This is a genomic window from Sphingomonas donggukensis, from assembly GCF_023674425.1.
GTDB classification, from domain to species: domain Bacteria; phylum Pseudomonadota; class Alphaproteobacteria; order Sphingomonadales; family Sphingomonadaceae; genus Sphingomonas; species Sphingomonas donggukensis.
Map to the genome: position 1 here is coordinate 1,652,075 of NZ_CP098401.1, position 13,343 is coordinate 1,665,417.

7 protein-coding genes are annotated in these 13,343 nt (G+C 67.0%); 3 read left to right on the forward strand and 4 right to left on the reverse strand.

Going from position 1 to position 13,343, the window contains the following annotated elements; all coding sequences use genetic code 11:
- Positions 1–58 precede the first annotated feature (58 nt).
- Complete coding sequence (locus M9980_RS08165; RefSeq protein ID WP_250748978.1) at positions 59–1,387, reverse strand: hypothetical protein; 1,329 nt, start codon at positions 1,385–1,387, stop codon at positions 59–61.
- A 334-nt stretch (positions 1,388–1,721) separates the two neighbouring features.
- Here M9980_RS08165 and rpoB point away from each other — a divergent pair, with 334 nt between their 5' ends.
- Genes rpoB through rpoC form a run of 3 tightly spaced genes read left to right on the forward strand, consistent with a single transcriptional unit; the run spans position 1,722 to position 10,381 of the window.
- Positions 1,722–5,879: a DNA-directed RNA polymerase subunit beta gene (gene rpoB / locus M9980_RS08170; RefSeq protein WP_250748980.1), complete on the forward strand. Its 4,158-nt coding sequence runs from the start codon at positions 1,722–1,724 to the stop codon at positions 5,877–5,879.
- A gap of 3 nt (positions 5,880–5,882) precedes the next feature.
- Entirely contained in the window at positions 5,883–6,098 is a 216-nt protein-coding gene (locus M9980_RS08175) for a hypothetical protein (protein ID WP_250748983.1), read from the forward strand.
- Positions 6,095–10,381 (forward strand): DNA-directed RNA polymerase subunit beta', encoded by a 4,287-nt coding sequence (gene rpoC, locus M9980_RS08180; protein WP_250748986.1) that lies wholly within the window; start codon positions 6,095–6,097, stop codon positions 10,379–10,381. Before M9980_RS08175 ends, rpoC begins: the two co-directional genes overlap by 4 nt.
- A gap of 188 nt (positions 10,382–10,569) precedes the next feature.
- On the opposite strand, the gene M9980_RS08185 is transcribed toward rpoC, so the two are convergent.
- The 3 genes from M9980_RS08185 to modB all read right to left on the reverse strand — a co-directional run bounded on the left by M9980_RS08185 (position 10,570) and on the right by modB (position 13,237).
- Positions 10,570–11,874, reverse strand: a complete 1,305-nt coding sequence (locus tag M9980_RS08185) for a TolB family protein (protein ID WP_250748988.1) — start codon at positions 11,872–11,874, stop codon at positions 10,570–10,572.
- 93 nt (positions 11,875–11,967) lie between these two features.
- Positions 11,968–12,573, reverse strand: a complete 606-nt coding sequence (locus tag M9980_RS08190; protein WP_250749003.1) for an ATP-binding cassette domain-containing protein — start codon at positions 12,571–12,573, stop codon at positions 11,968–11,970.
- Positions 12,563–13,237: a molybdate ABC transporter permease subunit gene (modB, locus tag M9980_RS08195; RefSeq protein ID WP_250749018.1), complete on the reverse strand. Its 675-nt coding sequence runs from the start codon at positions 13,235–13,237 to the stop codon at positions 12,563–12,565. The genes M9980_RS08190 and modB overlap by 11 nt, the downstream gene beginning before the upstream one ends.
- Positions 13,238–13,343 lie beyond the last annotated feature (106 nt).

A 13,343-nucleotide genomic window follows, 5' to 3' on the forward strand; every position in this document is an offset into this window, starting at 1 on the left:
AAACGGCCCGCCCCTCGCAAGCGAGGAGCGGGCCGCGGTTACATCCCTTTCGGGAGTATCAGGCGTGTTGCGGCTGGCCGTGGAGGCGCGCCTCTATGTCTTCGCGCATCACCCTGTCGGCCAGGTCGATCGGCGAGATTTCGCCACCTTCGCGGGTGATCCCGACCACGAACGACGCGAAGGTGCGCCCTTCGCTGCCGTCGGGCAGGGTGTAGCGGGCATCCGCAATCACGACGGGCGAAAACGCGCCTTCCTCGCCGATGTCGGCCTTCAGAGCCGCCAGCGTCGCATCGATGCGGGCGCCCTCGCCCGGCTCGATCGTCACCGGATCGACCGCGGCATCACCCGGGCGGTCGAGCAGCAGACGCTCCATGTCGGTCGCCTCGCGGTCGCTCAGCATGAAGGCGGAGACGCGAACGTTGCGCGCGGCCTGGCTGCCCGAATTGGCGACGGTCAGCTCGATCTCGACCACCGCCTCGTCGGCGCTGGTTCCCGCGCGCACCGGGCGCATCGCGAATTCGAGCCACGGGCGGTTGGACACCGGCGCGGTACCGCCGGTCAGCGCGGCGACTTCCTCGGCCTCCGCCTCGGTCAGCGTCGCATCCTCTGCCGCGACGGACTCGACGTCTGTCGCGGTGTCACGCGCCATCAGCGGGGCTGCGGCAATGGGTGCTGCTGCTGCAACCGGAGCGACATAGGCAGGCTCCTCGACCGGCTCGGCATAGGCCACCGGCTCCTCGTAATACGCAGGCTCCGCCTCATACAGCTCGGCCTGCGCGCGGCGGCGGCGGCTCCACATCGCGTACCCGGCACCGGCCAGGATGATGAGGCCCGCGATCAGCACCAGCGGCCACAGCGGCGCGCCGCCGGTCTCGGTCGTCGTCGTGCGCGTATCGGCTGCGACGGGCGCCTCCACCGGTGCAGTCGCGTCGTTCGCGGTCGGCGCAACCGGATCGGTGGCGGGGGGCGGCGCGATCGGGTCGGTGGCGGGCGCAGCGGCGACGGGCGCCGGCGCCGGTGCGGCGACCGGCGCGGCAGCAGCCGGGGCCCGCGCCGTGGTGGTGCGCGTCGTCACCGTCCGCATCGCACGGGCGGGCGCCCGGCTCGCCTGACGCGCGGGTGCCGCGCGCTGCGCCGCGATCCGCGCCTCGTCGACAACCTCACGCGCTCCGGGCGCGATCGTGGTGCGCGACGTGGTCGACGTGGTGTCGGTCGTCGGCGTCGGAGCGGCCTGCGTGACCGGCGCGGGCGCGTCGGGCACGGTGCGCTGCACCGGCGGCGGCGCGGTCTGCGGAGTGTCCTGCGCATAGGCAGGCGTGACCAAAAGCGCGGGGGCGGCAAGCAGCAGCCAAGCCGCGCGGCGGGCGGGGGTTCGATCCTGTTTCATATCGCTGTGACAATGAACCAGCCGAAGATTCCGGCCCCGAAACGGATCGTTTTAGCGCCGAACCGTGCTTATCTGTCGATGAACTGAGAAATCGTCGCCGGTTTGACACGATGTTGCGGCGCACCTATATGGCGTCTCCTACCACAGTTTCGGGACATGATGCGCCGTCGCGCAGCGCATCGTACGAATGGAGACTGGCGGTTCTGATACAGGACGCTCTCGAAAAGGTGCCGGATCCCGAAGATGGGATGCGAGCGCCCTTTTGGCGTCCTGTGCTGCGTCCGCGCCCCGCGGGTCTGATCCGGGGCTAGACGGCTGACGAGGCAGGAATTTCATGGCGACTAAAGCGATCGTACCGGGCGGCACCACCAAGCGCCGCATCCGCAAGGTCTTCGGCGACATCCACGAAGTGGTGCAGATGCCGAACCTGATCGAGGTTCAGCGCGAAAGCTATGAGCAGTTCCTGCGCTCCGACAAGTCGACGGGCCATGTCTCGGGCCTGGAAAAGACGCTGCGCAGCGTCTTCCCGATCCAGGATTTCGCGGGCACCGCCTATCTCGACTTCGACGATTATGTTCTCGAGGATCCGAAGTTCGACGTCGAGGAATGCCGCCAGCGCGGCATCACCTATGCCGCCCCGATGCGCGTCACGCTGCGCCTGACCGCGTTCGAGGTTGATCCCGATACCGAAGCCAAGTCGGTCATCGATATCAAGGAGCAGGACGTCTACATGGGCGACATGCCCCTGATGACGGGCAACGGCACCTTCTTCATCAACGGCACCGAGCGCGTGATCGTCAGCCAGATGCACCGCTCGCCGGGCGTCCTGTTCGACCATGATCGCGGCAAGACCCATTCGTCGGGCAAGTTCCTGTTCGCCGCGCGCGTCATCCCGTATCGCGGTTCGTGGCTCGACTTCGAATTCGACGCCAAGGACATCGTCAACGTCCGCATCGACCGCAAGCGCAAGCTGCCGGTCACGACGCTGCTGTACGCGCTCGGCATGTCGGGCGAGGAAATCCTCAACCATTTCTACAACCGCGTGACCTTCGTCCGCGGTTCGGGCGGCTGGCAGATCCCGTTCGCGCCGGAGAACTGGCGCGGCGCGAAGCCGTCGTTCGATATCGTCGATGCGAAGTCGGGCGAGGTCGTGTTCCCCGCCGCCCAGAAGATTTCGCCGCGCGCCGCGAACAAGGCGGCCAAGGACGGCCTGACTGACCTGCTGATCCCGACCGAGGAAATCTTCGGACGCTATTCGGCCTATGACCTGATCAACGAGAAGACCGGCCAGATCTATATCGAGGCGGGCGACGAGGTTTCGGCCGAGAACCTGGAACTGCTGGACAAGGCCGGGATCGAGCGCATCGAGCTGCTCGACATCGACCACATGTCGACCGGGCCGTGGATCCGCAACACGCTGAAGGCCGACAAGGCCGAGGAGCGCGAGCAGGCGCTCAGCGACATCTACCGCGTCATGCGCCCCGGCGAGCCGCCGACGCTGGAGACGGCAGAGGCGCTGTTCGCCGGCCTGTTCTTCGATCCGGAACGCTACGATCTGTCGGCGGTGGGCCGCGTGAAGCTCAACATGCGCCTCGATCTCGACGCGCCCGACACGATGACGACGCTGCGCATCGAGGACATCCTGGCGGTCGTGAAGACTTTGGTCGACCTGAAGGACGGCAAGGGCGAAGTCGACGATATCGACAATCTCGGCAACCGCCGTGTCCGTTCGGTCGGCGAGCTGCTGGAGAACCAGTACCGCGTCGGGCTTCTCCGCATGGAGCGCGCGGTCAAGGAGCGCATGTCGTCGGTCGACGTGTCGACGGTCATGCCGAACGACCTGATCAATGCCAAGCCCGCGGTTGCCGCAGTGCGCGAGTTCTTCGGCTCGTCGCAGCTGTCGCAGTTCATGGATCAGACCAATCCGCTGTCCGAAGTGACGCACAAGCGTCGCGTCTCGGCGCTCGGGCCGGGCGGTCTGACGCGTGAGCGCGCGGGCTTCGAAGTCCGCGACGTGCATCCGACCCATTACGGCCGCATCTGCCCGATCGAGACGCCGGAAGGCCCGAACATCGGCCTCATCAACTCGCTGGCGAGCTTCAGCCGCGTCAACAAGTACGGCTTCATCGAGACGCCCTACCGCCGCATCGTCGACGGCGCGGTGACCAACGACGTCGTCTATCTGTCGGCGATGGAGGAGGCCAAGCACACCATCGCGCAGGCCAACGCCGACCTCGACGACGCCAACCGCTTCACCGAGGAACTGGTGTCGGCGCGTCAGGCGGGCGAGTTCCTGATGGCGCTGCCCGAGCAGATCACGCTGATGGACGTGAGCCCCAAGCAGCTGGTGTCGGTCGCCGCGTCGCTCATCCCGTTCCTGGAAAACGACGACGCCAACCGCGCGCTGATGGGTTCGAACATGCAGCGCCAGGCGGTGCCGCTGGTCCAGGCCGAGGCGCCGTTCGTCGGCACCGGCATGGAGGAGACGGTCGCGCGCGATTCGGGCGCCGCCATCTCGGCCCGCCGCGCCGGTATCGTCGATCAGGTCGAGGCCGCGCGCATCGTGATCCGCGCCAGCGGTGAGATCGACGCCGGCCAGTCGGGCGTCGACATCTACACGCTGATGAAGTTCCAGCGGTCCAACCAGTCGACCTGCATCAACCAGCGACCGCTGGTGAAGGTGGGCGACGTGGTCGCCGCCGGCGACGTGCTGGCCGACGGTCCTTCGACCGAGTTCGGCGAGCTGGCGCTCGGGCGCAACGCGCTCGTCGCGTTCATGCCGTGGAATGGCTACAACTACGAGGACTCGATCCTCATCAGCGAGCGGATCGTGAAGGACGACGTGTTCACGTCGATCCACATCGACGAGTTCGAGGTGATGGCCCGCGACACGAAGCTCGGGCCGGAGGACATCACCCGCGACATCCCGAACGTCGGCGAGGAGGCGCTGCGCAACCTCGACGAGGCGGGCATCGTCTACATCGGCGCCGAAGTGGAGCCGGGCGACATCCTGGCCGGCAAGATCACCCCCAAGGGTGAATCGCCGATGACGCCGGAGGAGAAGCTGCTCCGCGCCATCTTCGGCGAGAAGGCGTCCGACGTGCGCGACACGTCGCTGCGCCTGCCGCCGGGCGTGTCGGGCACGGTCGTCGACGTCCGCGTCTTCAACCGCCACGGCATCGACAAGGACGAGCGCGCGATGGCGATCGAGCGCGAGGAGATCGAGCGCCTGAAGAAGGACTCGGACGATGAGCGCACGATCCTGAACCGCGCGACGTGGAGCCGTCTGCGCGACATGCTGATCGGCCAGACCGCGACCGCGGCGCCGAAGGGCATCAAGAAGGGCGTCGCCATCGACCAGGATCTGCTCGACGGCGTCGATCGCCATGAGTGGTGGAAGTTCTCGGTCGCCGACGACACGGTCCAGTCGAACCTGGAAGCCGTTAAGGCGCAGTATGACGAAGCCGCCAAGCGCATCCAGGACAAGTTCCACGACCGCCGCGAGAAGCTGGAGCGGGGCGACGAGCTGCCGCCGGGCGTGCTCAAGATGGTCAAGGTCTTCGTCGCGGTGAAGCGCAAGCTGCAGCCGGGCGACAAGATGGCCGGCCGTCACGGCAACAAGGGCGTGATCTCGCGCATCCTGCCGGCGGAGGACATGCCGTTCCTCGCCGACGGGACGCCGGTCGACCTGGTGCTCAATCCGCTCGGCGTGCCCTCGCGCATGAACGTCGGGCAGATCTTCGAGACGCATCTCGGCTGGGCCGCGCGCAACCTGGGTATGCAGGTCGCATCGGCGCTGGAGGACTGGCGAGAGGCAAACCCGGATGCGCAGGCGGGCGAGATGCCCGCGGCGGTGAAGGATCGCCTGGTCGAGATCTACGGCGACCATTATGCCGAGGACATCCAGTCGCGCACCCCCGAGCAGGTCGCCGAGCTGGTGCACAACATCCGCACCGGCGTCCCGATGGGCACGCCCGTGTTCGACGGCGCGCGCGAAAGCGACGTGTCGGCGATGCTGGAGCTGGCGGGCCTCGATACGTCGGGCCAGTCGGTGCTGTACGACGGGCGCACGGGCGATGCCTTCGACCGCAAGGTCACCGTCGGCATCATCTACATGCTGAAGCTCCACCATCTGGTCGACGACAAGATCCACGCGCGTTCGATCGGGCCGTACAGCCTCGTCACCCAGCAGCCGCTGGGCGGCAAGGCGCAGTTCGGCGGACAGCGTTTCGGCGAGATGGAGGTCTGGGCGCTCCAGGCCTACGGCGCGGCGTACACCTTGCAGGAAATGCTGACGGTGAAGTCGGACGACGTCGTCGGCCGCACCAAGGTGTACGAAGCGATCGTCAAGGGCGACGACACCTTCGAGGCCGGCATTCCGGAGAGCTTCAACGTGCTCGTCAAGGAAATGCGCTCGCTGGGTCTGAACGTCGAGTTGAAGAACAACGAACTCGACGCCGACGGCGAACCGCTGGCGCAGGCGGCGGAGTAACGCATGGACTGGAAGACAGTAGCTGTGGTCGCGCAGTTGTTATTTTGGTCAGGTCTGATTGCCTGGTTCCAAGATGGCATTGCGATCCAGCTGCTGATCTTCGGATTGGTCTTTGCTGGTGGAGCGATCTGCTACGGACTGAGCCGCAAACATTTCGGAGCCTGGGTCGATAAATCGAACCAGCAGATTTTTTCCCCACATAAGGGAAGCGACAAATGAACGAACTGACCAATTTCGCCAATCCGATCGCGAAGCCCGAGACCTTCGACCAGATCCAGATCGGCATCGCCTCGCCCGACCGCATCCGCAGCTGGTCGTTCGGCGAGATCAAGAAGCCCGAGACGATCAACTACCGCACGTTCAAGCCCGAGCGTGACGGCCTGTTCTGCGCGCGCATTTTCGGTCCGATCAAGGACTACGAGTGCCTGTGCGGCAAGTACAAGCGCATGAAGTACAAGGGCATCGTCTGCGAAAAGTGCGGCGTCGAGGTAACCGTGTCGAAGGTCCGCCGCGAGCGGATGGGCCATATCGAGCTCGCAGCTCCCGTGGCGCACATCTGGTTCCTGAAGTCGCTGCCGAGCCGCATCGGCCTGCTGCTCGACATGCAGTTGAAGCAGCTCGAGCGCGTGCTGTATTTCGAGAGCTATATCGTCACCGAGCCGGGCCTGACGCCGCTGGAGAAGTTCCAGCTGCTGACCGAGGACGAGCTGCTCGACGCACAGGACGAATATGGCGAGGACGCCTTCACCGCCGGCATCGGCGCGGAAGCGGTCAAGATCATGCTCATGGACCTCGACCTCGAGGGTGAGCGCAAGGAGCTTCTTGAGGAACTGGCGACGACGAAGTCCGAGCTGAAGCCCAAGAAGATCATCAAGCGCCTGAAGGTCGTCGAGAGCTTCATCGATTCGGGCAACCGCCCGGAGTGGATGATCCTCGACGTCGTGCCGGTCATCCCGCCCGAGCTGCGCCCGCTGGTGCCGCTGGACGGCGGTCGTTTCGCGACGTCGGATCTGAACGACCTGTATCGCCGCGTCATCAATCGCAATAACCGTCTGAAAAGACTGATGGAACTGCGCGCGCCGGACATCATCGTCCGCAACGAGAAGCGCATGCTACAGGAGGCCGTCGACGCGCTGTTCGACAACGGTCGCCGCGGTCGCACGATCACCGGCGCCAACAAGCGTCCGCTGAAGTCGCTGTCCGACATGCTCAAGGGCAAGCAGGGCCGTTTCCGCCAGAACCTGCTCGGCAAGCGCGTCGACTATTCGGGCCGATCGGTCATCGTGACCGGTCCGGAGCTGAAGCTGCATCAGTGCGGCCTGCCAAAGAAGATGGCGCTCGAGCTGTTCAAGCCGTTCATCTACGCGCGCCTCGACGCCAAGGGTCTGTCGATGACCCTGAAGCAGGCCAAGAAGTGGGTCGAGAAGGAGCGCAAGGAAGTCTGGGACATCCTGGACGAAGTGATCCGCGAGCATCCCGTGATGCTGAACCGCGCGCCGACTCTCCACCGCCTGGGCATCCAGGCGTTCGAGCCGGTGCTGATCGAGGGCAAGGCAATCCAGCTGCACCCGCTCGTCTGCTCGGCATTCAACGCCGACTTCGACGGCGACCAGATGGCCGTCCACGTTCCGCTGAGCCTCGAAGCGCAGCTGGAAGCGCGCGTCCTGATGATGTCGACCAACAACATCCTGTCGCCCGCCAACGGCAAGCCGATCATCGTGCCGTCGCAGGACATGGTGCTGGGCCTGTATTACCTGTCGATGATGAAGGAAGGCGAGCCCGGCGAGGGCATGCTGATCTCCGACATGCAGGAAGTGCATCAGGCGCTGCAGGCCGGCGCGGTCACGCTCCACACCAAGATCGTCAGCCGCGTTCCGCAGACCGACGAGAACGGCAAGCAGTACCTGAAGCGCTACGAGACGACTCCGGGCCGCATGCTGCTGGGCGAGACGCTGCCGCAGAGCCACAAGGTGCCGTTCGAGACCGTCAACCGCCTTCTCACCAAGAAGGACGTCGGCGACGTGATCGACGAGGTGTATCGCCACACCGGCCAGAAGGAGACCGTGCTGTTCGCCGACGCGATCATGGCACTGGGCTTCCGTCACGCGTTCAAGGCGGGCATCTCGTTCGGCAAGGACGACATGATCATTCCGGACGCGAAGGTCGGTATGGTCGATGAGACCAAGGCGCTCGTGAAGGACTTCGAGCAGCAGTATCAGGACGGCCTGATCACGCAGCAAGAGAAGTACAACAAGGTGATCGACGCCTGGAGCCGTTGCGGCGACCAGGTGGCGAGCGCCATGATGGACGAGATCAAGGCGGTGAAGAAGGATCCGGAAACGGGTCGCGAGATGCCGATCAACTCGATCTACATGATGGCCCACTCGGGTGCCCGCGGCTCGCAGGCGCAGATCAAGCAGCTGGCCGGCATGCGCGGCCTGATGGCCAAGCCGTCGGGCGAGATCATCGAGACGCCGATCATCTCGAACTTCAAGGAGGGCCTGACCGTCCTTGAATACTTCAACTCGACCCACGGCGCCCGCAAGGGCCTCGCGGACACCGCGCTGAAGACCGCCAACTCGGGCTACCTCACCCGCCGCCTGGTCGACGTGTCGCAGGACTGCGTCATCATGGAGGAGGATTGCGGGACCGAGCGCGCGCTGGAGATGAAGGCGATCGTCCAGGGCGGCAGCGTGATCGCGTCGCTCGGCGAGCGTATCCTGGGCCGCACCACGGCCGAGGACGTGGTCGACAAGGACGGCAAGGTCGTCATCCCGTCGGGCACCTTGCTCGACGAGCCGATGATCACGCAGATCGAGGCGCTGAACGTGCCCGGCATGAAGATTCGCAGCCCGCTGGTCTGCGAGGCCAAGATCGGCGTGTGCGGCAAGTGCTACGGGCGTGACCTCGCCCGCGGTACGCCGGTCAACATCGGCGAAGCGGTCGGTGTCATCGCGGCGCAGTCGATCGGCGAGCCGGGCACCCAGCTGACCATGCGTACCTTCCACATCGGCGGTGCGGCACAGCTCAACGAAACGTCCAACCTTGAGGCGCATGCCGACGGCACGGTCGAGTTCCGCGACCTGCGCATCATCATGGACCAGCGCGGGCGCCGCGTGGTGCTCAGCCGTTCGGGCGAAGTCGCGATCGTCGACATGGACGGGCGCGAGCTGTCGGTGGATCGCATCCCCTACGGCGCCTACATGCTGTTCGACGACGGGCACATCGTGTCCCGCGGCGACCGTATGGCCGAATGGGATCCGTTCACCATGCCGGTCATCACCGAGACGGCGGGTACCGTGAAGTACCAGGACCTGATCGACAACAAGACGATGACCGAGCAGGCCGACGAAGCGACGGGCATCACCCAGCGCGTCGTGACCGAGAACCGCACGACCACCAAGACCAAGGAGGATCTGCGTCCTCGCCTGACCCTGACCGGTGAGAACGGCGATGCCGATGCCGCGCGCTACATGCTGGCGCCGGGTGCGGTGCTGTCGGTCGAGGACAATGCGACGGTTCAGGCCGGCGACGTGCTTGCCCGTGTCGCGCGCGAATCCGCCAAGACCCGCGACATCACCGGCGGTCTGCCGCGCGTCGCCGAACTGTTCGAGGCGCGCACGCCCAAGGAAAACGCGATCATCGCGAAGGTTTCCGGTCGGGTCGTGTTCGGCAAGGACTATAAGGCCAAGCGCAAGATCGGCATCCAGCCCGAGGATGGCAGCGAGATCGTCGAATATCTGATCCCGAAGTCGAAGGTCATCGACGTTCAGGAAGGCGATTTCATCAAGCGTGGTGACAATCTGATCGGCGGCTCGCCCGACCCGCACGACATTCTGGAAGTGCTCGGCATCGAGCCGCTGGCGGAATATCTCGTGTCGGAAATCCAGGAAGTCTATCGACTCCAGGGCGTGAAGATCAACGACAAGCACATCGAGGTGATCGTTCGCCAGATGCTGCAGAAGGTCGAGATCACCGACGGCGGCGACACCACGCTGCTGAAGGGTGAGCAGGTCGATCGCGACGAGATGGACGAGCACAACGCCAAGCTCGACAAGAAGCAGGCGCGTGCGCAGGGCAAGCCGGTCCTGCTCGGCATCACCAAGGCGTCGCTGCAGACCCGCAGCTTCATCTCGGCGGCCTCGTTCCAGGAAACGACCCGCGTGCTCACCGAGGCTTCGGTGCAGGGCAAGGTCGACAACCTGAACGGCCTGAAGGAGAACGTGATCGTCGGCCGGCTTATCCCGGCGGGCACGGGTGCGGGCATGAATCGCATGCGCGTCGCCGCCACCAGCCGCGATGCAGCCCTGCGTGCGCAGCAGCGCGCGCTGGCCGCAGCGATGGTGATCGCGCCGGACTCCGCCGAGCAGGAGCGTGAGGCGGAAGCCATGCGCTCGACCCGCGATGAAGCCGGCACCGGCGACGACGCGCTCGCCGCGGTCGTCACCAGCGGTACCGGCACCGACGCCGATGCCGGCGAGTATCTGAACACCGAGGACTGAGGCGCGGGCGGCCCCGGATTGCGCGAGCAATCCGGGAACCCGCCACGGCAGACGGTGGCAACGGCGCAGCCGTTTCCGTCCGATGGCGCGGCGCACAGCGGCTTCGTCTGACGGCGTGGCGAACTCGACAAGACAAAAAGCCGCCGTCCGGGACACCGGGCGGCGGCTTTTTTCTGGCCTCGGGCGGCCTAGATCCGCTTGCAGCGTCGGATCGGTGTGGTGCCGGTGCGCGGTGTCCAGCCAGTACGGATGTCACGGATATCCGCGCAGACGACCGGGCTCTCGTCGGTCGGCGCGGTGCGAACAGTATCCACCGCGATCGGCCCGCTGCCGAACGCCCTCGCGCCGGCGCCCGACGCGGGAACGATGTAGAGTTGCGTGCGGTCGCCGAACGAATCGGCTCGCGCGCGCAGCACGACCCGCCGGCTGTCGGGCGACCAGTGATAGAGTTCGAGCGGGTAGCGCGCAGCGGCGGGCAGGACCGCCCAGCGCACGCCATCGCCGCCGGCCAGATCGACGAAGCCCAGCCGCCGCTCGACCGCCCACATGTCATCATACACGAACGGGCGTCGTTTGCCCGCGACCGGCGGCAGCGCGGCGGTGGTCGCCAGCACGGCAAGGCGGCGGGCATCGGGCGAGACGGCAACGCTCATCGCGCCGAGCAGCGGAAACACGGGCACCCGCGCAACCTCGTGGCCTGCGCCGGTGGCGATATCGACGATGCGCAGGATGGTGTGCTCGGCCGCGTCACCCGGCACCTGCGCCGCACCGCTGCCGAACGCCACGCCGGTCGGTTGCTGCCCGGCGCGCACCCGCTCGGCATCGCGCACACCATCACGCGAAGCGCGGCCATATTGATCGATCAGTCCGGAGACACGCCCGGCCGGCAGCGTGGCCGCGAGGATGCGGTAGTTGTCGAGCCAGACGAAGGGCGCATTTTCCTCCTCGGCACAGCTATGCGGCACCGTCCCGCGATCGGCCCCGCCGCGCAGGTCGGGCATGGTCAGCGGGCTGCCGTAGCGCGTCTGCGTCATCATCGCGGCGGCGCCCTGCCGCGTCAGGCGTCCGCTCGCGCGATCCCACACATACAGCCGCACGTTGTCGCCGCCGCGCGGCTCGGCGCCCTCGGGCTGCGTCGACAGCATTGCCAGGCGGCGACCGTCGGGCGACCAGGTGGCGCACCAATATCCCGCCGCGCGCGCTTTGCCGTCAGTGATGCGCCGGCGCTCGCCGGTTTTCGCCGACACGATCCAGACGTCGCTGCGCCCCGGATCGACCTCGAACGCGGTGCGGCCGTAAACCTCGTCGGCGGTCGCCGCGCGCCGCACCACCACCGCGGCCCATTCGCCATCCGGCGCGAAGACGGCGCGGTCGACATGCTCCATGCCGAGCACGTCGTCGATCGTGATCGGGTGTCTGGGGGCCTGCGCGGCGGCGTCGGTCGCGGAGAGGCACAGGACGAACGCGAGCCACAGCAAACCAAGTCCCCGCATGCCGGCTCCCGTCGATGACCTGCTTTCGTGTCGCGGCCAATTGCGGCGGCAGTGCGGCCTGACCGGCGCGTGAGACACGACGAACGCCCGTCTTCAGCCCATCGCCACCACCTGCGTCCCCAGCCGCTCCGCCTCCCCCGCATCGTGCGTCACCAGCACGATCGGCAGGCGCGCGGTGTCGCGCAGGGTCAGGATCACCCCCTCGATCTCGGCGCGGCGCGACGCGTCGAGCGACGACAGCGGCTCGTCGAGCAACAGTATGTCGGGATCGCTCAGCAGCGCCCGGCCGATCGCCACGCGGCGCGCCTCTCCGCCCGACAGCGTCTTCGGCCAGCGATCAAGCAGGTGCGCGATGCCGAGGAAGGCGACCGTCTCCGCCAGCCGCGCGTCGCTCGCCGCGCCGTACAGCAAATTCGCGCGCACCCGCTTGTGCGGGAACAGCCGCGAGTCCTGGAAGACATAGCCGATCCGCCGCGCCGCGGGCGGCACGTCCACGCCCGCCGCAGCGTCGAACAGCGTCCGCTCGCCGACCCGCACATGCCCGCGCGCCGGGGGGAGCAGCCCGGCAATCATGTTCAGCACGCTCGTCTTCCCCGCCCCCGACGGGCCGAACAACACGGTCAGGCCATCATCCGCGGCGAAGGCGCAGGCGACCTCCGCCTCCCCCACGCGGGCGGCGACATCGACGTCAAAGCGCATGCTGCCCCCGCCCCGCGCGCCGCGCGATCAGCTCCGAAGCCACCAGCGCGGCCAGCGACAGCGCGACCGACACCGCCGCCAGCCGCCACGCGGTCGCCTCCCCGCCCGGCACCTGCAGCGCGGCGTAGATGGCCAGCGGCAGCGTGTCGGTCTCTCCGGGCACATTGCTGACGAAAGTGATCGTCGCGCCGAACTCCCCCAGCGCGCGGGCGAACCCGAGGATCGTCGCGGCGAGGATGCCCGGGATGCTGAGCGGCAGCGTTATGCTGGCGAACACCCGCCACCGCCCCGCCCCCAGCGTCCGCGCGGCATTCTCCAGCCGCGCGTCCACCCCCTCGATCGACAGGCGGATCGCGCGCACCATCAGCGGCAGCGCCATGACCCCGCTCGCGATCGCGGCCCCCGTCCAGCGAAACAGCACGCCCCCGCCCGCGAACCCCAGCACGCCCCCCGGCGCGAAGGCGAGCAGCAGCATCCATCCGGTGACCACCGGCGGCAGCACCAGTGGCAGATGCACGACCGCATCGACCAGCAGCTTCCCCGGAAACCGCGCCCGCGCCAGCAGATAGGCCAGCGCGAACGCCACCGGCAACGTCGCGATCACCGCAACGCCGCCGACCTTCAGCGACAGCGCCACGATCCCCCATTGCTCGGCCGTCAGCATGATCGCGCCGATGCCCCGACCGTTCGTTTCGAGCGCAGTCGAGAAACGGCCCCGGGCGCGCGTTCGCGTTTCTCGACTACGCTCGAAACGAACGGAAAACTGTGGC